17 protein-coding genes and 1 pseudogene are annotated in these 21577 nt (G+C 71.7%); 9 read left to right on the forward strand and 9 right to left on the reverse strand.

Going from position 1 to position 21577, the window contains the following annotated elements; genetic code table 11:
* Window positions 1-69 precede the first annotated feature (69 nt).
* Window positions 70-1227 carry an ROK family transcriptional regulator gene (locus J7E87_RS01680; RefSeq protein WP_215089122.1) on the forward strand — a complete coding sequence of 386 codons (1158 nt, stop codon included), beginning with the start codon at window positions 70-72 and terminating at the stop codon, window positions 1225-1227.
* A gap of 52 nt (window positions 1228-1279) precedes the next feature.
* Here the strand turns inward: J7E87_RS01680 and J7E87_RS01685 are convergent, their stop codons facing one another.
* Both J7E87_RS01685 and J7E87_RS01690 read right to left on the reverse strand, forming a co-directional pair.
* Window positions 1280-2044 (reverse strand): GntR family transcriptional regulator, encoded by a 765-nt coding sequence (locus tag J7E87_RS01685; RefSeq protein WP_215089123.1) that lies wholly within the window; start codon window positions 2042-2044, stop codon window positions 1280-1282.
* Between the two features lie 252 nt (window positions 2045-2296).
* A complete protein-coding gene (locus J7E87_RS01690) occupies window positions 2297-3181 on the reverse strand; it encodes an RNA polymerase sigma-70 factor (protein WP_215089124.1) in 885 nt (294 codons plus the stop codon).
* Between the two features lie 168 nt (window positions 3182-3349).
* On the opposite strand from J7E87_RS01690, the gene J7E87_RS01695 reads away from it, so the two are divergent.
* Window positions 3350-4180 carry an alpha/beta fold hydrolase gene (locus J7E87_RS01695; RefSeq protein ID WP_215089125.1) on the forward strand — a complete coding sequence of 277 codons (831 nt, stop codon included), beginning with the start codon at window positions 3350-3352 and terminating at the stop codon, window positions 4178-4180.
* Between the two features lie 36 nt (window positions 4181-4216).
* On the opposite strand, the pseudogene J7E87_RS01700 reads toward J7E87_RS01695, so the two are convergent.
* Window positions 4217-5200: pseudogene (locus J7E87_RS01700) on the reverse strand (DMT family transporter); the annotation flags it as partial.
* On the opposite strand from J7E87_RS01700, the gene J7E87_RS01705 reads away from it, so the two are divergent.
* From J7E87_RS01705 to J7E87_RS01715, 3 genes are all read left to right on the forward strand, one after another.
* On the forward strand, window positions 5191-6669 hold the full coding sequence (locus J7E87_RS01705) for a PLP-dependent aminotransferase family protein (protein WP_215089126.1): 1479 nt from the start codon (window positions 5191-5193) through the stop codon (window positions 6667-6669). The pseudogene J7E87_RS01700 and the gene J7E87_RS01705 overlap by 10 nt on opposite strands.
* Window positions 6670-6874: 205 nt before the next feature.
* Complete coding sequence (locus J7E87_RS01710) at window positions 6875-8452, forward strand: alkaline phosphatase (protein WP_215089127.1); 1578 nt, start codon at window positions 6875-6877, stop codon at window positions 8450-8452.
* A 725-nt stretch (window positions 8453-9177) separates the two neighbouring features.
* Window positions 9178-10593 (forward strand): GNAT family N-acetyltransferase, encoded by a 1416-nt coding sequence (locus J7E87_RS01715; protein WP_215089128.1) that lies wholly within the window; start codon window positions 9178-9180, stop codon window positions 10591-10593.
* On the opposite strand, the gene J7E87_RS01720 is transcribed toward J7E87_RS01715, so the two are convergent.
* Window positions 10529-11728 carry a PLP-dependent aspartate aminotransferase family protein gene (locus tag J7E87_RS01720; RefSeq protein WP_215089129.1) on the reverse strand — a complete coding sequence of 400 codons (1200 nt, stop codon included), beginning with the start codon at window positions 11726-11728 and terminating at the stop codon, window positions 10529-10531. The two genes, J7E87_RS01715 and J7E87_RS01720, sit on opposite strands and share 65 nt — an antisense overlap.
* 59 nt (window positions 11729-11787) lie before the next feature.
* Between J7E87_RS01720 and J7E87_RS01725 the strand changes: the two genes are divergently transcribed.
* Both J7E87_RS01725 and J7E87_RS01730 read left to right on the forward strand, forming a co-directional pair.
* Window positions 11788-12279, forward strand: coding sequence for an Lrp/AsnC family transcriptional regulator (locus J7E87_RS01725; protein WP_215089130.1), 492 nt, complete (start codon window positions 11788-11790; stop codon window positions 12277-12279).
* 59 nt (window positions 12280-12338) lie between these two features.
* Window positions 12339-14021 (forward strand): DUF885 domain-containing protein, encoded by a 1683-nt coding sequence (locus tag J7E87_RS01730; protein WP_215089131.1) that lies wholly within the window; start codon window positions 12339-12341, stop codon window positions 14019-14021.
* A 349-nt stretch (window positions 14022-14370) separates the two neighbouring features.
* On the opposite strand, the gene J7E87_RS01735 is transcribed toward J7E87_RS01730, so the two are convergent.
* Complete coding sequence (locus J7E87_RS01735; protein ID WP_215089132.1) at window positions 14371-14853, reverse strand: rhodanese-like domain-containing protein; 483 nt, start codon at window positions 14851-14853, stop codon at window positions 14371-14373.
* 94 nt (window positions 14854-14947) lie between these two features.
* Here J7E87_RS01735 and J7E87_RS01740 point away from each other — a divergent pair, with 94 nt between their 5' ends.
* Window positions 14948-15394 (forward strand): Lrp/AsnC family transcriptional regulator, encoded by a 447-nt coding sequence (locus J7E87_RS01740; RefSeq protein WP_215089133.1) that lies wholly within the window; start codon window positions 14948-14950, stop codon window positions 15392-15394.
* Here the strand turns inward: J7E87_RS01740 and J7E87_RS01745 are convergent.
* The 3 genes from J7E87_RS01745 to J7E87_RS01755 are packed head-to-tail and all read right to left on the reverse strand — an operon-like array spanning window position 15384 to window position 20485.
* The gene (locus tag J7E87_RS01745) at window positions 15384-18653 is read right to left on the reverse strand and encodes an AAA family ATPase (protein WP_215089134.1); all 3270 of its coding nucleotides are present in this window, start codon (window positions 18651-18653) and stop codon (window positions 15384-15386) included. The two genes, J7E87_RS01740 and J7E87_RS01745, sit on opposite strands and share 11 nt — an antisense overlap.
* On the reverse strand, window positions 18650-19816 hold the full coding sequence (locus tag J7E87_RS01750) for an exonuclease SbcCD subunit D (protein WP_215089135.1): 1167 nt from the start codon (window positions 19814-19816) through the stop codon (window positions 18650-18652). Before J7E87_RS01750 ends, J7E87_RS01745 begins: the two co-directional genes overlap by 4 nt.
* A 42-nt stretch (window positions 19817-19858) precedes the next feature.
* Window positions 19859-20485 (reverse strand): YigZ family protein, encoded by a 627-nt coding sequence (locus tag J7E87_RS01755; protein ID WP_215089136.1) that lies wholly within the window; start codon window positions 20483-20485, stop codon window positions 19859-19861.
* A 62-nt stretch (window positions 20486-20547) separates the two neighbouring features.
* On the opposite strand from J7E87_RS01755, the gene J7E87_RS01760 reads away from it, so the two are divergent.
* Window positions 20548-20955, forward strand: a complete 408-nt coding sequence (locus J7E87_RS01760; protein WP_215089137.1) for a CoA-binding protein — start codon at window positions 20548-20550, stop codon at window positions 20953-20955.
* A 42-nt stretch (window positions 20956-20997) separates the two neighbouring features.
* On the opposite strand, the gene J7E87_RS01765 is transcribed toward J7E87_RS01760, so the two are convergent.
* Window positions 20998-21552, reverse strand: a complete 555-nt coding sequence (locus J7E87_RS01765; protein ID WP_215089138.1) for a YbaK/EbsC family protein — start codon at window positions 21550-21552, stop codon at window positions 20998-21000.
* Window positions 21553-21577: the final 25 nt, after the last annotated feature.

Here is a 21577-nt window from a genome sequence, read left to right on the forward strand (position 1 = left end):
ACGTTCGCCGCCGTCGCAGCCAGCGAGTACGATCCGGCAAACACACGCTCGAGCGGGGGAGGACACACGGTGGGGCGGCTGACCGGCGGAGACCCGTCGCTACTGCGGCGGATCAATTCCGCGGTGGTACTCCATGCGCTGCGGGGCGCTGTCTCCCCCACTCTCACAGACCTGACCCGGATCACCGGGCTCTCGCGGCCGACCGTCGAGGGCGTGACCGAGGGGCTCATCGAGGCCGGCCTGGTGGTCGAGACCGTCCCCGAGGAGGGTGGCGCGCGCCGTCAGGGACGCCCGGCCCGGCGGTTCAGGTTCCGGGCCGAGGCCGGTCATCTGCTGGGGGTCGAGATCGGCTCGCACCGTATCGCCGCGCTGCTCTCCGGCCTGGACGGACGCATCATCGGCGCGGGGTCCCGGGATGTGTCGGAGACGGCTTGCGCGGACGAGCGGCTGGAGCGGGTGCGCCTGCTCGTCGCCGATGTGCTGCGGCGGGCCGGGGTCGCGCGCAGCAGTCTGCGCGCCGTCGGCGTCGGTTCCCCGGGCATCGTGGAGGCCGACGGCACCGTTCGGCTCGGGACCGCGCTGCCCGGCTGGACCGGGCTCGCGCTCGGCGAGCGGCTGCGCAGGTCGTTCCGCTGCCCGGTGCTGGTGGAGAACGACGCGAACGCGGCCGCTGTCGCCGAGCACTGGAAGGGCGCCGCGACCGAGTCCGACGACATCGTGTTCGTACTGGCGGGGCTCAGCCCGGGCGCGGGCTCGCTGATCGGCGGACGGCTGCACCGCGGCTACGGCGGAGCGGCCGGTGAGATCGGGGCGCTGCATCTGCTGGGCCGCGAGGTGACCCCGGAGAAGCTGCTGTCGACGACGGACGAGCCGCTGCACCCGCTGGACGAGCAGGCGGTGGCCGATGTTTTCGCCCTCGCCAGGCAGGGCGATCCCCGGGCGCAGGAGGCGGTGGAACGGTTCATCCAGCGCCTGGTGCACGATGTGGCAGCACTGGTCCTGGCGCTCGACCCGGAGCTGGTGGTGGTCGGCGGCTGGGCGGCGGGGCTCGACGGCGTACTCGACCCGCTGCGCGACGAGCTGTCCCGGTACTGCCTGCGGCCGCCGCGGGTGGCTCTGTCGCTGCTCGGCGAGGCGGCCGTGGCGACCGGTGCGCTGCGCCTCGCGCTCGATCATGTCGAGGAGCAGCTGTTCGCCGTCGAGACAACGGTGACGGCCCGCCGCTGAGCGCGAGCTCGGTGCGAGCTCGGTGCGACGGGCCGTGCTGACAGCGCCGGATTCAGGAGGCGCGGCGTTCCTCGTCGTGGTGGCTGATCTCCAGGTCACCCGAGTCGCCGAAGGTGAGCCGGCAGGTGTCGGCGCGGTATGTGGCCACCGAGACGGCCGCGGTCCTGCCCTCGGTGAAGTACCGCGTGGTGACGACCAGCACGGGCGCGCCCGGCAGCCTGTCGAGCTCCTTGGCGTCGTCCACACGGGCCGATCCCAGCTCCACCGCCCGGTCCTGGCCCTCGAGGTCGAGGCGCTGGAGCTCACGCAGTACGGCGCGGGCGCGGGCGGTCCCTGACGGCGCGTCGATGGCGGAGAGTTCGGGCACGGACGAGGCCGGGATGTAGAGCAGCTCGGCGGCGACCGACTGGCCGTGCGTCACGCGTAGCCTGCGTACGGTGTGGGTCTCTTCGCCCGTGTCGGTGTCGAGCAGCCGGGCCACGGCCGGCGGCGGCACCACCATCGTGCAGTCGACGGTCCGCCAGGCGTCCTCGCCGGCGCCCGGCCAGGTGTGCTCGGTGGTGGAGACGTCCACGCCCATGCGCGGCGGGGCGACGGTCGTGCCGACGCCGCGACGCCGCTGCAACCGGCCTTCCAGCTCCAGTTGTTCCAGCGCTTGGCGGAGCGTGGCGCGGGCGACTCCGAAGCGGGCGGCCAGATCTCGCTCATTGGGCAGGATCTCCCCCACCGCGAAGTCCGAGTCGAGCGCTTCGCCGAGGACGGTCCTGAGGTGCCAGTACTTGGGCTCCGGCACCGAATCGAGCTGCGTGGTCCCCACCCTGATCCTCCGCAATCGCCGTGTCAGCGGCGGCTATTCCGCGCCCTTGTTTATTAAAGGTTCTTGCACTAACTCTGCCGACCATAGGACGGCACTCCCCCTTGGTCAAGACCAATCCTCCGCCGGTTACGCAGGGGAACCGAACGGAATCGCAGAGCGTTCACAGGACGTTCGTGCTCCTGTGAAACACGGGCAGCACAAGACCCCGTGTCCTCGTGGGGCAGGGGGCCCGACCTGCGGCGACAGGAGCGCCTAGGCGGCAGCCAGGGAGGCGAGTTTGTCGGGGTTACGAATGACGTAGACGCACTGGACCCGGCCGTCCAGGACCTCCAACTGCAAGACGCTGTCCGGCTTTCCGGCGGAGAGGACGAGCAGCGCGGGCGCGCCATTGATCTCCAGGAGGCGGACGTCCAGCTCCTCGATCGGCTCCTTGGCCACGGCGAACAGGAAACGGCCCACCTTGTCCGCGCTCTGGAGGACCCGCAGCGGGGCCTTGGCCTTGCCTCCGCTGTCGCCGACCAGGCGCACATCGGGTGCCAGCAGGGTCAGCAGCGCGTCCAGGTCACCGCCGGACGCGGCGGCCAGGAAGCGCTCGGTGAGGTCGCGGCGTTCGCCCGGGTCGACGTCGTAGCGGGGCTTGCGCTCCGCCACATGCCGGCGGGCCCGGCCCGCGAGCTGGCGCACGGCCGCCTCGGACCGCTCCAGCGTGGTGGCGATCTCTCCGTACGGGAATCCGAAGGCCTCGCGCAGCACGAACACCGCGCGCTCCAGCGGCGACAGCGACTCCAGTACGACGAGGACCGCGAGGGAGACGGATTCGGCGAGAACGGCGCGCTCGGCCGTGTCGGGCAGGGTGGGCCCGAAGTCCGTGGCGATCGGCTCGGGCAGCCAGGGGCCGACGTAGGCTTCGCGCCGCGACTGGACGTGCCGCAGCCGGTCGATGGCGAGGCGGGTGGTGATCCGTACGAGAAAGCCGCGTGGCTCCCGGACGTCGCTGCGGTCGTCGGCCGACCAGCGCAGCCACGCATCCTGCACCACGTCCTCGGCGTCGGCCACCCGGCCGAGCATGCGATAGGCCACCCCGGTCAGCACGGGCCGGTGCTCTTCGAAGACGTCAGTCACGGTGTCTGCTGCCACCCCTCCATCCCAACCGACCACGCACCTCCTGTCCAGGCAGCCTTCCACCCGCATGCCCCCTTGAACTGAAAGCTACCGAGCGGTAATTGTTACTGACGAGCCGTCTAAAACGCTTTCACGTGGGCGCCGCAGCGCGCGACACCGTGGGCGACACCAGGGAGCAGCAGCATGGCCGCGAAGATCTCGTTCTCCATCGAGTCCCCCAGGGGCAGCCACGCGCTGTCCGTCATCTACGAGCGCGTCGGCGAGGGCGAGCCACTGCTGCTGCTCCACGGCATCGGGCACCACTGGCAGGCATGGGAGCCGGTCCTCGGGATCCTGGCCGCCGAGCGCGATGTCATCGCCGTGGATCTGCCCGGCTTCGGCGACTCACCGGCGCTGCCCGACGGCGTGTCGTACGACCTCGCCACTGTGGGCTCGCTCCTCGGCTCTCTCTGCGAGGCGCTGGACATCGAGCGCCCCCATGTGGCGGGGAACTCCCTCGGCGGACTGCTCGCCCTGGAGCTCGGCCGGGAGAAGCTCGCACGGTCGGTGACGGCGCTCTCACCCGCCGGCTTCTGGACGGAGCGAGAGCGGCTCTACGCCTTCGGGACGCTTCGCGCGATGCGGTTCGGGGCGCAGTCGATGCCGGTGCCGCTGATCGAGGGACTGTCCCGCACAGCGGCCGGGCGGGCAGCGCTGACCAGCAGCATCTACGCCCGGCCCGGACGCCGTTCACCCGAGGCGGCCGTCGCCGAGACCCTCGCGCTGCGCCGGGCCACCGGTTTCCACGAGACCCTTGCCGCCGGGCGATCCGTCCTGTTCTGCGACGACGTCCCCGACGTGCCGGTCACCATCGGCTGGGGGACGCGTGACCGGCTGCTGCTGCGCCGCCAGGGCATCAGGGCCAAACACGTCATCCCCGGGGCACGGCTGGTGCGGCTGCCCGGCTGCGGCCATGTGCCCATGAACGACGATCCCGCGCTCGTCGCGCGCGTCATCCTGGACGGCAGCCGCTGACCGCTTCTCGAACACCACCGAGCCGACGGCCGCGCCCGCTCCGACCAGCACACCGCCCGCCGCCTGGGCCGGACCGAACGTTCCTGTGCCCACCAGGGGCGCGGTGAGGGCGGCGGCGACGGGGATCAGCCCGCTGAAGAGCGTGGCGCGCTCGGCGCCTATGCGCTGCACGCCCATGTACCAGGTGACAAAGCCGACGACGGTGACGATCGCCGCCTGCCACAGCAGTGCCAGCGTCTCGCCCTGGTCGGGCGTCCGCACGAAGCCCGCGCCGTCGAGGACCAGGCCGATGGCTGTGGACTCGACGGCCGCGATGCCACAGACGGTGGCGGTGAGCAGCTTGGGGCCGAGGGGTCGCAGCACGGGAGTGGCCAGTACGGCGAAGCCCACCTCGCCGACCAGCGCGCCCACCGACCACAGGATGCCCGCCGGGTCGGTACGGCCCCAGCCCTGCACGGTGAAGGCTCCGGCGGCGACGAGTAGAGCCCCGTACAGCACGGGCCGGGCCGGCCGACGGCCGTCCACGAGCGGTACGAGAACGGCGACGATGACGGGCGCGCAGCCGACGAACACGCCTGGAACGGCGGGCTCGGAGGTACGTTCCGCCGCCAGGATCGCCAGATTGAAGCCGACCATGCCGACGGCTGCGAGCAGGGCGAGCCGCCCCCACTGCCGCCGGCTGAGCGCACGCAGCGGGGCAAGTGCGGCCCGGCCGCCGAGCAGTGGCAGAAGTAGCAGGCAGGCCAGGGCGTAGCGCAGCGCCTGGCCACCCGCGTAGGGATAGTCGCCCAGGACGCTGTTGGCGGTGAAGGAGGCGCCGACGAGGGTGTAGGCGAAGGTGACGAGGAGCACGCCACGCAGGGAATTCAGGTGCATCTGTGTCCGTCTCACGCTCTTGCGGCGATAAGCCCGTCGGCCTGTTTGCCGGCCGGGGCCGGGGGTTGTGCCCGGGAAATGCGGCACGGTGCCGACGCTATGGATCAGGGCGGTCCGGTTTAAGGTCCACTTCCATGACGTCATCGGGGACCACTTCCGCCACCGGCTCCGGCGAATCCGGTAGGCCCGGCGGCCCTTCCCGGGGTGACTCCTGGACCCCCGCCTGGGAGCTGCTGCTGCCCGCGGCCGCGGCTCCCGCCCGGCAGCGCGGGCTCGCGTTGCAGTCGGCGCTTCGCGAAGCGGTCAGATCGGGGCGGCTGGCGGCGGGAACCCGGCTGCCTTCGAGCCGCGAACTCGCCGCCGACCTGGGGGTTTCACGCGGACTCGTCACTGAGGCCTACGAGCAGCTGACAGCGGAGGGCTATCTGCGCAGTGACAGGGGCGCGGGCACCTGGGTCGGGGACGCGGCGCGCGCGGCCGTGCCCGCGGCGCGCGACCTCGCCCCGCGCGCTCCCGGCGCTCTGGTGGACTTCCGACCTGGGACGCCCGATCTCTCGCTCTTCCCGCGCACCGCCTGGGCAGCGGCGCAGAAAGCCGTCCTCGCGCGGCTGCCGCACCGGGCGCTCGGCTATCCCGATCCGCGGGGCCTGCCCGAACTGCGCACCGCGGTGGCCTCGCTGCTGACCCGGCGGCGGGGTGTGGTGGCCGATCCGGAATGCCTCGTGGTGTGTTCGGGCGTCGCCCAGGCGATGACGGTGCTCGGGTTCGTACTGCACGAGCACGGACTGCGGACCCTCGGCGTCGAGGATCCAGGGAGCCCCGGGCACGGGCCGCTGTTCGCGGCGGCCGGGCTGGGCATGACGCAGCTGCCGCTGGACGACGAAGGGCTCGCGACCGGGCCGCTTGAGCGGTCCGGCGTACGTGCCGTGGTGACCACCCCGGCCCACCAGTTCCCCACCGGAATCGCCTACTCGGCTCGTCGACGTGCCCAACTCCTGGACTGGGCGCGGGCCGTGGACGGCCTGATCCTCGAGGACGACTACGACGGCGACTTCCGCTACGACCGGGCGCCCGTCGGCGCTCTCCAGGGGCTCGACCCGGAACGCGTCGCGTACACCGGCTCGGTCAGCAAGTCCCTCGCACCGGGACTGCGGCTCGGCTGGCTGCTCGTACCGGCACGCCTCATGGACGAGGTCGTGGAGCGCAAACGCACCCTGGATCTCGGCAATCCCACCCTCGACCAGGCGCTCCTCGCCGACTTCATCGACCGCGGCGGTTACGACCGGCAGCTGCGCCGTTGCCAACGCGCCTACCGGGAACGGCGGGACGCCCTCGTCGGCACGCTGACGGAGCACTTCCCGGGCGCCGAGGTCAGTGGCATCGCGGCCGGTCTGCACATCATCGCGAGGCTGCCCGAGCGGTACGCTCCCGAGCCGCGATTCCTGAGGAGCGCGGCCGGGGCCGGTGTGGCGGTACACCCGCTGGCCGATTACGCGGTGGCGCTCACCGGTGATGCCGGGGTACGGCTGGTCCTGGGGTACGCGCATCTGACGCCGTCCGAGATCGTGCACGGAGTACGGCTGATGGCAAAGGCGGCCGGGGCGGCGCACTGAACGGACCGACCGGCCACTGCTCGTCAGGCGGCAGGGGGTCGTCGATCGGCCGCCGCTCGTCAGTCGGCAGCGGTCGTCGGGGCGGCAGCCGGTCGTCGGCCGAACGCTCCAGGGACAGTTGTTCACTTGGGGTTGGCGTGACGGCCGTGGCCGGGCGCTAGGCATGGCACGGCACACCCGCCCGACATGCCTTGGAGGCGCAGCGATGTCGCACAACCCGCGAATTTCGTCCCCCGACCGTCGTTCCGTGCTGCGCGCCACGGTCGCCGCGTCTGCGGCGCTGGCACTGCCCGCCTTCGGAGCGGCGCCCGCGCTGGCGCTGTCAGGCCGGCCGCGCGCCGCGTGGGGCGTGCAGACCGGCGACGTGACGGCCTCGTCCGGCCTGGTGTGGGTGCGCTCGGACCGGCCCGCCCGGATAATCGTGGAGACGTCCGCGACGGACTCCTTCCGGCGGGCGCACCGCCACCACGGCCCGCTGATCGGGTCGGGCACGGACTTCACCGGGACGACATCGCTGCGCGGTCTGCCCGCGGGCGAGCAGGTGCACTACCGGGTCACGCTTGCCGACCCCGACGACCCGAGGCGCACCGGTGAGCCGGTGTACGGGACGTTCCGCACGGCTCCCGCGAAGCGCCGCGAGGGCGTGCGTTTCCTGTGGTCGGGCGATATCGCGGGCCAGGGGTGGGGCATCAACCCGGACATCGGCGGCTACCGCGCGTACGAGGAAATGCGCCGTCTGGACCCGGACTTCTTCCTGTGCAGCGGCGACACGGTGTACGCGGACGGTGTGATCCAGCCGAGCGTGACGCTGCCGGACGGCCGGATCTGGCGCAACATCACCACCGAGGAGAAGTCCAAGGTGGCGCAGACGCTCGCCGACTTCCGCGGCAACTTCCGCTACAACCTGCTCGACGAGAATGTCCGGCGCTTCAATTCCCAGGTGCCGACGGTCGTGCAGTGGGACGACCACGAGGTGCGCAACAACTGGTACCCGGGACAGATCCTGGACGACCCGCGCTACACCGAGAAGAACGTGGATCTGCTGGCGGAGCGCTCGATGCGCGCCTTCAGCGAGTACTTCCCGATCTCGACCCTCCCGGCGGGCGGGGACGAGGGCCGAGTCCACCGGGTGGTGCGCTACGGTCCGCTCCTCGACGTCTTCGTCCTCGACATGCGTTCGTACCGCAACGCCAACTCCCCCGGCCGGCAGGCCGACGACACGCAGGGCATCCTCGGCGCGGAGCAGCTCGCCTGGCTGAAGCGTGAGCTGTCGCGCTCTCGCGCGGTGTGGAAGGTGATCGCCTCCGACATGCCGCTCGGTCTTGTCGTCCCGGACGGCGCGGCGAACTTCGAGGCCGTGGCGCAGGGCGACCCAGGTGTCCCGCTCGGGCGTGAGCTGCAGATCGCCGAGCTGCTGCGGTTCATCAAGCACAGGCGCATCACGGGGACGCTGTGGCTCACCGCTGATGTGCACTACACCTCGGCTCAGCACTACGCGCCGGAGCGCGCGGCCTTCAAGGACTTCGCGCCGTTCTGGGAGTTCGTCTCGGGCCCGCTGGCCGCCGGCGGCTTCCCGGCCAACGCGCTGGACGCCACGTTCGGTCCGGAGCGCGTCTTCGTACGGGCGCCGGAGCGCGCGAATGTCTCACCGATGGAGTCGCCGCAGTACTTCGGGGAGGTCGACATCGACGGCGGCAGCGGTGAGTTGACGGTGCGGCTGCGGGCGGAGGGGGGAACTGTCCTGTTCAGCAAGGTGCTTCAGCCCGGGCGTGTGGGCCAGTAGCTGAACCGCGCGCCCCGGCTCCCCGCCCTGATTGCCAGTGGTGGGCGCAACGTCAATTTCATGACGCGATCAGTTCAGGCACTGGCCTACGCCGGACCGTCCGCCCTCGAGTCCGCAAGGGGCGGACGGCTCCTCGGCCTGGAGACATGGGGCGGACTCACGCCGACGGGTGCCCAGGACCATCCCCCCTGTCTCGGCGCCCGTCGGCCCGGTGCCCGGCTGATGACGGTGGACGCTCTGCTGGTGCCGGCCGCCCGTGGGCAGTTGGACGGCGAGCTGGGCCGCGAGCCGGCCGGGCTGGTCGGATGCGGCAGGGTGACGGCCAACGGACCGGCCGAGTCCGCCCGTACGGGCCGCTGCGACCGGCGCGTATGCGACGACCTGGTCCGTGCTCGCGGGGCGCTGCCCGGGCCGTCGGCCTCCAAGGCTCCGGTCCGCGGACTCGGGGAGACAGTGACCGTGGCCGCCGACTGCGTCGAGCGATTAAGGACCGGCCGCCGCGGGTTCATCGAGTGCGGGAGGGATACCCGGACTAAATGGGAGGCGGCGGGGGTCTTCCCAGCTGGTCGGTCAGGCGTCCCGGCTGCTGACCAGCTTGGATCGTGAAGCCGATCACTCCACGCCAGAAACGGTGAAAATCGGCCGATAGTGACCTATAGACATGCTTAACCCATCAGTCACAAAGCGTTCGTGATCACGCAACACCATTCGTTCACAGTGAGGTCATGACTGATGTGACTTCCGCGAAGACCGCCCGCCGCCCACACCACTGGCGGCGGGATCTCGTCGAGCTGGCGGCCTTGTTCACGGCGGTGGCAGTCGCCGACGCCGTGGCGAACATGATCGGGCACCGGCCGGACGGCCCGTTCCTGCTCATCACCTCCGCTGTGATCCTCGTTGCCACGGCCACCTTCCACACATGGTGGGCACGACGCCACGGCCATGCCCCTCCGGCCGAAATCACCCATACCACCGGCGGCTCGGTCTCCAGCGGCGCGGCGTACGCGCCGACCGCGACCGAGCCCGCCGAGCAGGACGACGACGTGCGCGAGACCACGCTCTGGCGGATGCGGACCACCGTGCGGGACACGCCCGGGAGCCTGGCCGCGCTGTGCATCGCCCTCGCTCAGTACCGCGTCGACATCCTCACCCTCCAGACGCATCCGCTCGCCGACGGCACGGTCGACGAGTTCCTGCTGCGCGCCCCCGCGTCCCTCCAGGCCCAGCAGCTGACGCGGGAGATCTCGGCGGCGGGCGGCAGCAGCACCTGGATCGAGCGCGCCGACGCCCACGATCTCGTCGACACCCCGACCCGGGTGCTCGGCCTCGCCACCCGTACGGCGCTCGACGCGGCCGAACTGCCGCTCGCACTGCGGCAGTTGCTCGGCCGCTGCACCATCCACTCACTGCCCGCAGTCACGCTCACCGGCCGCCCCCTGGGCGATACCCCGCCCGTGGAGGGCGTGCTGGAGGACACGGTGATGCGGCTGCGCGACCCGAACGGCGGCGCGATCACCATCGAGCGGCCCTACCTCCCCTTCACACCCACGGAGTTCGCCAGGGCCCGGGCCCTGGTCGAACTGGATGCCCGGCTCGGCCCGCGCATCCCGCGCAGCGAGGACGTCCTCACCCTCCCCGAGGGCAATGAGATCACTGTGCGACGTGCCGACCAGAGCGATGTCGAGGCGGCCACGGCCATGCACGAGCGCTGCTCCGACCGCACCCTGAGCCTGCGCTACCACGGCCCGGTCGGCGACGCCGGCCGCTACCTCAACCACCTGCTCAGCCCGCGCTTCGGCCGCACCCTCACCGTGCAGACGGCCTCCGGCCGGCTCGTCGCCCTCGGCCATCTCCTCTGGGACGGCGACGAGACGGAGGTCGCGCTGCTCGTGGAGGACGCCTGGCAGCGCCGCGGCATCGGCTCGGAACTGCTCGGCCGACTGGTCGCGCTCGCCGTCGAGGCCGGCTGCGAGAGCGTGTACGCGGTGACCCAGTCCTCCAACACCGGCATGGTCGCGGCCATGCGCGGCCTCGGCCTGCCGCTCGACTACCAGATCGAGGAGGGCACGCTGGTGATCACCGCGAGACTGGACTCGACAGCCGTGCGCTCCCATTCCTTGTTCGAACAGGCTGAGCGCTGAGCGCCTCGGTCAGATCGCGCCACAGATCCTCGACGTCCTCGAGCCCGACCGACAGCCGCAGCAGCCGGTCGCTGACGCCCGCCGCGCGCCGGTCTCCCTCAGCCACGATGCGGTGGCTGATGGAGGCCGGGTGCTGGATCAGCGTGTCGACGCTGCCGAGACTGACCGCCGGCGTGATCAGCCGGACGCCCGCGATCACATGGTGAGGGTCGCCGTACACCTCGAAAGAGACCATCGCCCCGCCCACCCGCGGATAGTGGACGCGGGCGACGCGCGGGTCGGCGGACAGCCGGCAGGCCAGGTCGGCGGCCGTGGTGGACGCGGCCCGGACCCGCACCGGCAGCGTTGACAGCCCGCGCAGCAGTAGATATCCGGCCATCGGGTGCAATATGCCCCCGGTGGCGAAACGCACCAGGCGCAGCGTCCGTGCGAACTCCTCGTCGCAGGCCACCACGCCGCCCATCACATCGCCGTGCCCGCCCAGATACTTGGTGGCGCTGTGCAGCACGATCCTCGCACCGTGTTCCGCCGGCCGCTGAAGAACCGGCGTGGCGAAGGTGTTGTCGACGAGCAGCGGCACCGCACCGCAGGCGTGCCGCACGGCACGCAGATCCACCTCCGCGAGCGTCGGATTGGCGGGCGTCTCCACCATCACCAGACCGGTGTCCGGCCGGATCGCCGCGGCGATGCCGGCCGGGTCCGTCCAGGTCACCTCGGTGCCCAGCAGCCCCGCGCTGAGAAGATGATCGCTGCATCCGTAGATCGGCCGCACGGCGACCACATGGCGCAGGCCCTGGCTCGCCCGTGCCAGCAGTACGGCCGTGAGCGCCGCCATCCCGCTGGCGAAGGCCACCGCACTCTCCGTCCCCTCGAGCCTGGCCAGCGCCGTCTCGAAACGGGCCGTCGTCGGGTTGTCCAGCCGTGCGTAGACGGGCGGACCCTCCAGGCGCGCGCCGGTGGCGGCGAACTCGTCGATCCGCTCGGCCTCTCCGGCGGCGTCGTACGACGGGTAGGTGGTGGACAGGTCCAGCGGCGGGGCGTGCACGCCGAGCCGCGCGAGGTCCTCGCGTCCGGCGTGGACGGCTTCGGTGGCCAGCGCCCGGGGTACGGGGGCGGCGAAGGCTTCGTTCTCCATGCCCGCACTCTGAACACCTGCCGGAGGGCATGGACCATGGCCCGTGTTACGTTCGGCAAATGGCTGAAACTGTCGCTCTCGACCCGGTGGATCTCCACATACTCCGCCTGCTGCAGAACGACGCCCGGACCACCTATCGCGATCTGGCGGCGGAGGTCGGAGTGGCTCCGTCCACCTGTCTCGACCGGGTGGCGAGGCTGCGTCGCTCGGGCGTGATCGTAGGGCACCGGCTGGCCCTGGACCCGGCCCGGCTGGGGCGGGGACTGCAGGCGCTCCTCTCGGTCCAGGTGCGTCCGCACCGGCGCGAACTGATCGGCCCGTTCGTGGAACGGATCCGCGCGCTGCCCGAGTCCCGGGCGCTGTTCCATCTGACGGGCCCCGACGACTACCTGGTGCATGTCGCCGTGGCCGACACGGCGGATCTGCAGCGCCTGGTGGTTGACGAGTTCACCTCGCGGCCCGAAGTCGCCCGCGTCGAAACCCGGTTGATATTCCAGCAGTGGGACTGCGGCCCGCTGCTTCCGCCGTCAGCCGATTTGACGCATGGCTGACAGGCCACTGGGCATCGATGATGGTGACGCGGGGGCCCCACTCGTATGAGGATGTGAGCATGTCAGTCACCCTCAGCAGCGCGCTGCCGCGCCAGGTCGCCGACGCCTACGTCGACGCACTCATCGAACTCGACCCGACCATCGGCACATATCTCGGAATCAGGGAGAGTTCGGGATTCCTTCCCGACTACTCGCCCGAGGGTCAGGAAGAAATGGCCGAACTCGCCCGCGAGACGCTCGCCCGGCTCGACGATGCCGAGAAGCTGCCGGGCGCCGAGAGCGATGCGGAGCGTCGCTGCGGCCGGTTGCTGCGAGAGCGCTTGACGGCCGAACTCGCTGTGCACGAGGCCGATGAGGGACTGCGTACGGTGAGCAATATGCGCTCGCCGGTACACACGGTGCGCGAGGTGTTCACCGTGACGCCGACGGAGACCGATGAGGACTGGGCGGCCATCACGCAGCGCCTTCGTACGGTGCCGCGAGCGCTGGAGGGTTACCGGACGTCGCTGGAACTGGGGCTCGAACGCAAGCTCCTGGGCGGCCCCCGTGCCACCGCGACCAATATCGGCCAGATGACGGAGTGGCTCGGCACGGACCGCAGCTGGTTCGAGGACTTCGTGGCCGACGGCCCCGGCACGCTCCGCGCCGAACTCGACGCCGCGGCCCGCACGGCGACGGATGCGCTGGCCGAGCTGCGCGACTGGATGCGCGATGTGTACGCGCCGGCTGTCGCGGACGCGCCCGACACGGTCGGCCGGGAGCGTTACGCCCGCTGGTCGCGCTTCTTCAACGGCACGGATCTGGACCTCGACGAGGCGTACGCGTACGGCTGGTCCGAGTACCACCGGCTGCTGGCCGAGATGAAGACCGAGGCCAACAAGATCCTTCCGGGCGCCGGGCCGTGGGAGGCCCTCGCCCATCTCGACGTGCACGGTGAGCACATCGAGGGCGTCGAGGAGGTGCGGGTCTGGCTGCAGAAGCTGATGGACGAGGCGATCGAGGCGCTGGACGGCACGCACTTCGAACTTGCCGAGCGGGTACGGAAAGTGGAGTCCCGGATCGCTCCGCCCGGCGGCGCGGCCGCGCCGTACTACACCTCTCCCTCGGAGGACTTCAGCCGGCCGGGCCGCACCTGGCTGCCGACCATGGGCGCCACCCGCTTCCCCGTGTACGACCTGGTGTCGACCTGGTACCACGAGGGTGTGCCCGGCCATCACCTCCAGATCGCGCAGTGGGTGCATGTCGCCGACCAGCTCTCCCGCTACCAGGCGACGATCGGTGGCGTCAGCGCCAACGCGGAGGGCTGGGCGCTGTACGCGGAGCGGCTGATGGACGAGCTGGGCTTCTTGCCCGACCCGGAGCGCAGGCTCGGCTATCTGGACGCGCAGATGATGCGGGCGTGCCGGGTGATCGTCGACATCGGCATGCATCTGGAGCTGGAGATTCCGGCGGACTCGGAGTTCCACCCGGGCGAGCGGTGGACTCCGGAGCTGGCACAGGAGTTCTTCGGCAGCCACAGCGGGCGGCCCGCCGACTTCGTCGAGAGCGAGCTGACGCGGTACCTGTCGATGCCGGCGCAGGCGATCGGCTACAAGCTCGGTGAGCGGGCCTGGCTGCTGGGGCGGGAGAACGCCCGCAAGGCGCACGGCGAGGCGTTCGACGCGAAGGCGTGGCACATGGCGGCGCTGTCGCAGGGCTCGCTGGGGCTGGACGACCTGGTCGACGAGCTGTCGAAGCTCTGAATGTCGAAGCTCTCGTAGCTCTGGGGACCGGGCCCGCTCGGCCGCGCAGGACGGCGGCCGGAGCGGGCCCGGGCCGGCTGCGGGAGCGGGCGCGGCGTCGGCGACTGGAGCGGGCCGGATCGCGGTCAGGGTGCCGAGCTTGATTGTGGTCGACGCCGATGTCGGCGCGGTCGGCGTGGTCGGCGTTGGCGCTGCGGACATCGAAGGGGCGGTCGTCGAGGCCGACGCAGCCTGGGGCGAACGGGCCCGGGACTGCGACACCCGGCCTGCGGGCGGCGCGTCCGGTGGCCGAACCCGGCCGCTCGCACGCGCCGTTCCTGACGCCCTCCCCCGCCGTCGCGCCGGCCGCTCAACAGCCGCAGTCGTCCGCGGCGATGGGCGCGGTAAGAGGGTCGGCGGCGTGCTGCCGCCCGCCCTCCCAGGTCTCGAACTCCAAGCCCTCACGGGCCCAGTACTCGAAACCGCCGAGCATCTCCTTGACCTGGTAGCCGAGTTCGGCGAGCGCGAGGGCGGCGCGCGTCGCCCCGTTGCAGCCGGGGCCCCAGCAGTACGTGACGACCGGCACCGACTTGTCCAGCAGCCGCTCGGCCTGTTCGGGGATCAGCGCTGTCGGCAGGTGGACGGCGCCGGGAATGTGCCCCTGGTCCCAGGACTCGGTGGACCGGGAGTCGAGTACGACGAATCCGGGGTCACCGCCCGCCGACAGGGCCGCGGCGACATCGGAGACGTCAGCATGAAAGGCCAGGCACGCGCCGAAGTACGCGGCGGCCGCGGTCGGTGAGGCCGGCGGGACACGAAGGACGGGGTTCGAGGCGGGCTGCGTCGTGGTCATGACCGAAAATCTACGGTCGGTGGCCGACTCCATAAAGTGAAAATCCCCGGCACCGGTCTTGATCGTCCGGGGATTTCCCTGCTATCTCTCGGGGATGACCGGATATTCACCGGACGCCACGGACTGGCGCATCCTCGCAGCCCTGCAGAGCCGGGGCAGGGCCAGTTTCGCCGAGCTGGCCAGGGCCGTCTCGATGTCCCCGAGCGCCGTGACCGAGCGGGTGCGGCGGCTGGAGGAGGCCGGGGTGATCGCCGGCTACACCGCGGTGGTCGACCAGGACCGGCTCGGGCTGCCGATCCTCGCTTTCGTTCGGCTGCGGTATCCGAACGGCAATTACAAGCCATTCCACGATCTGCTGGAGACGACGCCCGAGATCCTCGAGGCGCACCATGTGACCGGCGACGACTGCTTCGTACTGAAGGTCGCCACCCGGTCCATGAACCATCTCGAGGAGGTCTCGGGCAAGATCGGCGCGCTCGGCTCGGTCACGACGAGCGTCGTCTACTCCTCGCCGCTGCCGCGCCGCGCGATCAGCCGCTGAGCGGCGTCCCGCAGAGCCGTACCGCGGAGCCTTGGCGGCCCTTGACGACCTCCAGTTGGGCCGGGATGCGGCGGCGAAGATCGGCGACGTGGCTGACGATGCCGACGCTGCGGTCCCGTTCGCGCAGCGAGTCCAGCACGTCGAGCACCTCGTCCAGGGTCTGCTCGTCGAGGCTGCCGAAGCCCTCGTCGATGAAGAGGGTGTCGAGCTGTACGCCGCCGGCCTCGTCGGTGACGACGTCGGCGAGGCCGAGCGCGAGGGCGAGCGAGGCGAAGAAGGTCTCGCCCCCGGAGAGGGTCGAGGTGTCGCGTTCGCTTCCGGTCCAGGCGTCCACGACATGCAGGCCGAGTCCGGAGCGCTTGCCGCCGGTGCGGGCGTCGGAGTGCACCAGGGTGTAGCGGCCGGACGACATGCGCTGCAGCCGTACGGTGGCGGCGGCCGCGACCTGTTCGAGGCGGGCGGCCAGGACGTACGACTCGAGGCGCATCTTACGTTCGTTGTCGACGGAGGTACCGGCGGTGAGCGCGGCGAGGCGGGCGACCCGGTCGTACTCCTCGCGCAGCGGGCCGAGGCGGAGCACTTCCGCGACGGCCTGCCGTGACAGCCGCGCGAGTTCGGCGCACCGGTCGCGGGCGGCGGCAAGCACCGACGCGGCGGCGCGCAGGGCACGCTCGGTCTCGTCATGCGCGGCCCGGGCGGCTTCGGGGTCGGCGGGCGGATGCTCGGCCACGCTGCTGGAGTCCGCCTCGGCGAGCCGGTCGGCGACGGCCGCGGCCTCGGTCTGCCAGTCGTCGATACGGTGCTGCAGATCCCGCTGCTCCGCCTCACCGAGCAGCACGGCGGCAGCAGCACGCGGCGTGTCGAACCCCGCCCGGAACGCGGCGTCGGCCAGCCGGTCGTCAGCCTCCTTCAGCCGCTGCGCGGTGATGTCGACGTCTCGCACGGCTTCGGCGGCGTCGGCGAGCAGCCGCACCCGGCGCTCCAGCAGCTCGGCATGCTCGGCGACGCTGCCCGCGCCGCCTCGGGCCCTGACCAATTCGCTTTCCAGCGCGGCCTGTTCCCGGTCGAGTCCTTCCCGCCGCGAGGTCCGCGCGGCGACCCGCCGCTCGGCCTGCTGCTGCGCGGCAACCCGCTCCTCGCGCTCACGCTCGGCCTGATCGAGCGCCTCGCGAGCGGCGTGCATGCCGGAGGCGATGCTGTGCGCATGCCGGTGGTCGCGCTCCAGCTGATCGACGAGGCAGAGGAGATCGGAAACGTCGGGCTCGTCCCCGATCCCGGAGCCGGCGCCCGGCTGCCGCGCGTGGGTGTCGGTGGGGCGCTCGGCAGGGGCACCTACCGCGTCGCCCCCACCATCGGAGCGCCACGCCCGGCCGAGCGTGGCATCCGCGTCATCGCCGCCCCCGGGGCCGCCACCCTGCGCCTCGCCTCCGAGCGTGCCTGAGCAGCCCGGCGTGCCTGAGCGGCCCGTTCGCGCGCCGGCCTCCTCGCTGTCGCCGGGGACGCCACCCGCCACCCGCTCCGCAGCCCGCGCCTCCTCCCTCGCCGTCGTCAACGACTCCCGAACCACCGCCAGTTCACGTTCCGCCTCCGCTTTCGCCGCGTCCGCCCGCGTGTACCTCTCGTACGCCGACTCCTCCGCCCCGCGGTCCACATGGCCCTCACCCGCGCTTGCCGGCGCGGGGTGCTCCGCCGAGCCGCAGACCGCGCAGGGTTCGCCCCGGACCAGGCCCGTCGCCAGTTCAGCCGCGATGCCGCGCAGGCGTCGTTCCTTGAGGTCGAGCCAGCTCTCGCGGGCCGTGTTGGCGCGTTCGCGGGCCGTGTGCAGTTGGTCCTCCAACTGTTCGGTGCGGGCCACGAGCCGGTCCCGTTCGCGGGCCGCGCGGAGTCGGCGGCGGGCCGGGTCGATGAGGCCCGCGAGGTGTTCGGCGCGGGTCGCGGCGTCCTGGGCGGCCGCGATGCGGTCCTGGTGGGTGCGCCGGGCCGCCTCCCAGCCGGCCAGCCAGCCCGCCGCGTCGGCCAGGATGTCGTCGTCGGCCCGGGCCTGGCGGTCGAGATCCGCGCGCTCGTGGGTGATCTCCGCGCTGCGCCGCTCCGCCCGCCGGGCGGCTTCGAGGCCGCCCAGGTCCTGGCGCAGCTTGCGTTCGAGCGCCGCGAGTTGTTCCGCGCCGGCCTCCGTGAGCTCCGGCGGGAGTCCGGTCCGCGCCCGCTCGCGGTCCGCGCTCGCGCGCCGGTGCTCGCGCTCGGCGTCGTCGCGCAGCCGCAGCGCGGGCTCGACAAGTTCCGCTTTGCGGGCCCGTGCCAGCCTGGCCTGCAGTTGCTCCCACTCGGGCCGCCGCGCCTGAAGCGCCTCGCTGCGCCGCAGTGCGTCCGCGTATCTCTCCTGGAGCCCGGCGAGTTCACGCTCGGCATCCAGGTCGTGCCGTGCGGCGGCCTGCCGGCTCTCGGCGGCGGCCAGCGCGCATTCGGCGATGTCCAGCCTCTCCCGGGCGCCCGCGCGGGCGACGGCCGCCCACTGCAGTACCGCTGCGGCAAGTCCCGGATCACCCGGCTGCTGCGGCGGCACCGGCCAGTCCCCCGCCGCCGTACCCGCGGCCTGTTCCATCCGGTGGGCGACCGCGAGCAGCCGCTCGTCACCGGCACGTACCTGCTGCTCGGCGGCGCGGCGTTGTTCGGCGAGGCGCTCCTCGACCGCGGCGAAGCGGCGGGTGTCGAAGAGCCGACCGAGCAGTTTGCCGCGGGCCTCGGCGTCGGCGCGCAGGAACCGTGCGAAGTCGCCCTGTGGCAACAGCACCACCTGGCAGAACTGGTCGCGGCTCATCCCGACGAGCTGGCTGATCTCCTCGCCGATCTCCTGGTGGGAGCGGCTCAGCGCCTGCCACTGGCCGGCTTCGAAGTCGTATTCACGCAGCCAGCTCTGGGCCCGCTCCGTGGTGAAGCCCTTGCCGTTCTTCTTGGGGCGTGGCTGCGCGGGCCGCCGCCGGATCTCCAACCGCCGCCCTCCCACGGTCAGTTCGAGGCAGACCTCGGTGAAGGTGCCGACCGGGGCATGGTCGCTGCGCAGGGACGCCCCGGCGCTCTGCCGCACGCCCGGCACCGCTCCGTACAGCGCGAAGCAGACCGCGTCGAGGACGGACGTCTTACCCGCGCCCGTTGGGCCGTGGAGCAGGAAGATCCCGGCGGCGGACAGCGCGTCGAAGTCGATGTCCTGGCCGGCTCCGAACGGACCGAAGGCGGTGACGATCAGCCTGTGCAGTCTCACCCGGCCACCTCGCGCACGCCCTCGTCCACCCGTACGTCGTCGAAGGCGCCGCGCAGCACGGTGCGCTCCAGATCGTCGGGCCCGCTGCCGCCGCGCACATGGGCCACGAAGTCCTCCGCGATCTGGTGATCGTCGCGCCCCTTCAGCCGCTGTGCGTACGAGGCGACCGCGTCGTCGCCGGTCCGCTCGGGCTCGAAGACGAGGCTGAGGGTGTGCGGGAACCGCTCGGCCAGCCGCGCCATCGGCTCGGCCGGGCGCACCGGGTCGGTGAGCGTCGCCTCGACGAACGACTGCTCGTGCAGGGCCAGTTCCGGGTCGTCGAGCAGTTCCTCCAGCGCGCCGCGCAGCCGGGCGAGCGGCCGGGGCACGGGACATTCGATGCGCTCGGCCTCGATCTCGCCCCGCGCGCCGAGGTCGATGAGCCACATCGTCTTGCGGTGCCGCGCCTCGGAGAAGGAGTAGGCGAGCGGCGATCCTGAGTAGCGCACGCGGTCGGTGATGGTCTGGCAGCCGTGCAGGTGTCCGAGCGCGACATAGTCCACGCCGTGAAAGACGCCGGCGGGCACGGCGGACACGCCTCCGACGGTGATGTCCCGTTCGCTGTCGCTCTCTTCGCCGCCCGCCACGAAGGCATGGGCGAGGACGACGGAACGGGTACCGGCCCCGCGCGTCGCGAGATCGGCCCGTACGCGCTCCATCGCCGCGCCGACGACGGCCTCGTGTCGTGCCTTGTCGGTCTTGAACTCGTCCTTCACCAGGGCGGGTTCGAGATACGGCAGTCCGTAGCAGGCCACCGCGCCGTGCGCGTCACTCAGCAGTACGGGTGTGTCACACGCGGCCGGATCAGTGCGCAGATGTATCCCGGCGCGATCGATCAGCCCCGCCCCGACGCCGAGCCGGCGCGCCGAGTCGTGGTTCCCGGAGATCATCACGGTCGGCACACCGGCGGCGGCGAGCCGGTGCAGCGCCTTGTCGAACAGTTCCACGGCCGCGAGCGGCGGCACTGCCCTGTCGTACACATCTCCTGCGACCAGGACCGCGTCCACGTCGCGCTCGCGCACCGTCGCCACCAGGTGGTCGAGGAACGCCGCCTGGGCGTCGAGCATGCTCACCCGGTGGAACGACCGCCCCAGGTGCCAGTCCGACGTATGCAGGAATCTCATGATCCCCGAGAGTATCGGTGGGGTCGGACATCACGGGTGGCTTCAGGCGTCTCCATACGCCTCACCGCCCAGCTCCAATCGCGCCGTCCCCGCCGTGGAATCGGCGAGCCAGCCGCGGAAGGCGTCGACGTCGGCGTCGGGCAGGCCGATCTCGATGGTGACCGCCTCCGCGTACCGCACCTCGCGCACATGCCGTCCGGTCGCCCGCAGATCGTTCTCCAGCTTGCCCGCCCGCTGGTGGTCGACGGTGACTGTGGCGAGCCGGAAGCGCTGCCGGGTGAGGGTGCCCAGCGCGTCCAGGGCTTCGCCGACGGCTCCGCCGTACGCCCTGATGAGGCCGCCCGCGCCGAGTTTCACTCCGCCGTAGTAACGGGTCACGACGGCTACGACATAACGGACTTCGCGCCGCATCAGCATCTGCAGCATGGGCACGCCCGCCGTGCCGCCGGGTTCGCCGTCGTCGCTCGCCTTCTGCACGGAGGCGTCGGCGCCGATGACGTACGCGAAGCAGTTGTGCGTGGCGGTCGGGTGCTCCTTGCGGATGCGTGCGACGAATGCCTGCGCCTCTTCCTCGGTCGCGGCGGGCGCGAGCGCGCAGATGAAACGTGATCTGTTGATCTCGGTCTCGTGCACGCCCTCGCGGGCGACCGTCCGGTACTGCTCCTGCATCCGGCCACCCTATGCGTCGCCCGGAGGGGAATGCTCCGCGCGGGCCGCCGGTTGTCCTGAGCATGTACGCAGACGCAGAGACGATCCGCAGGATTCTGACCTCGACGGGCGAGACCTGGGCGGTGGTCGGCCTGTCCAACAACGAGGCGCGGGCGGCGTACGGCGTCGCCGATGTGCTCAAGCGCTACGGCAAGCGCATCGTGCCGGTGCACCCCAAGGCCGAGACGGTCCATGGCGAGCAGGGCTACGCGACGCTCGCGGACATTCCCTTCGAGGTCGACGTCGTCGATGTCTTCGTCAACTCCGACCTCGCCGGCCAGGTCGCCGAGGAGGCCGTCGCGATCCGCGCGAAGGCGGTCTGGTTCCAGCTGGGTGTGATCGACGTGGAGGCGTACGAGCGCACGCTCGCGGGAGGGCTCGACATGGTGATGGACCGCTGCCCGGCGATCGAGATCCCGCGGCTCGGCTGACCGGGCCCGCGCCTGCGGGTCGGGCCCGCGGCTCGGTGGACCTCAGATCCCGAGGCCCTCGATGACCACCGCGCCCGGCAGCCCGGCGAACGCCTTCCCCGGCACGATCAGCTTTCCGCGCCGCCGGCCGCTGCCGATGAGTACCCACTCCGTGTCGACGACCGCCGAGTCCACCAGCAGCGGCCAGTCGGCGGGCAGCCCGATCGGTGTGATGCCGCCGTACTCCATACCGGTCTCGCCGGTCGCGGTGTCCATGGACGCGAACGACGCCTTGCGGGCGCCCAGTTGCTTACGGACGACGCCGTTGACGTCGACGCGCGTACTGGACAGGACAACGCAGGCGGCGAGCGAAGTCCCGCCGCCGCGCTTACCCGCCACGACCACGCAGTTCGCGGACATCTCGAGCAGTTCCCGCCCGTAGTGCTCCACGAAGACGGCGGTGTCGGCGATGTCCGGGTCGGTGTCGACGTAGATCAGCTGCTCGGCGGCCACGTCGCCGTGCCAGGCGCGCACGGCGTCGGCGACCGGCGGGGTGAGCACGTCGAGGCAGTGGGGGGCGGGCCTGGCGTCGTCGAAGTTTCCGATGGGAGCGCGCATACGCCTCACGCTAACAGCGGTTCCT

This window comes from Streptomyces sp. ISL-1 (assembly GCF_018614585.1).
In the GTDB taxonomy this organism is placed as follows: Bacteria; Actinomycetota; Actinomycetes; order Streptomycetales; family Streptomycetaceae; genus Streptomyces; species Streptomyces maoxianensis.